General features: G+C 41.9%; 1 protein-coding gene. It reads right to left on the reverse strand.

What is annotated here, in order from left to right:
• Positions 1-152: 152 nt before the first annotated feature.
• On the reverse strand, positions 153-668 hold the full coding sequence (locus GBI16_RS18255) for a glycoside hydrolase family 108 protein (protein WP_119063193.1): 516 nt from the start codon (positions 666-668) through the stop codon (positions 153-155).
• Positions 669-745 lie beyond the last annotated feature (77 nt).

The raw sequence follows: 745 nt of genomic DNA on the forward strand, positions 1-745 counted from the left end.
TAGAACTCTTATTTCTCTCACGATAAGCTAATAAGAAAGCCCTCACCTGAGAGCTTTCTCAATTCACACACTGTACACATACAGTGACATGTACCTTTGTCGAAATCGAATGCGCTATGCAGCCTGAAAGCAGGATGCACAGCAAGAGAGGATTAATTATCCTGAGCAGCATATTTCAAGTTATCCGCTACACGATTCGTCCAACCTTTTCCGTATGTTAGCCATGTTGAAAGTGATGTATAAAACTTCAATCGCTCAGCGGTTAAACTAAGTAATACATCATTCAGATCAAGCGCATTCACAGCCGCAATAGTTTTAGGACCAATAACCCCATCGGCAGTCACCCCAGCAACTTGCTGTAGCTCAATGATTGCTCGTTTTTTCCCAGCATTAATTGCAAAATCCCAAAGCTGAAAAACAATTGCCGAATGTAGTCCATTGGCACCGAGCTTATCCCACCAGTCCTTTTTATAAATTTCTTTGGCTTGGGCTAATGTGAGATTTTTAATATCAAGGTTTGGATAGGTGTTAGCAGCTAAGCCATACTTTGTACCTTTTAACGTACCTACACCAACTTTCCCACCAGTCCAGTTACCTGGATCACGTCTGTCATCACTGTAACCACCTTCATGACCAATCAACCGCTGAAAGGCCTGATCAAATGTAATGGAATTTGTGGGTAACGTGGCAAAGCCTAATAGTTTTGGTACAGGATGAATTTCAGGCTGTTTCTTCAAACGTGCAA

Source organism: Acinetobacter sp. TUM15064, assembly GCF_008980265.1.
Lineage (GTDB): Bacteria > Pseudomonadota > Gammaproteobacteria > Pseudomonadales > Moraxellaceae > Acinetobacter.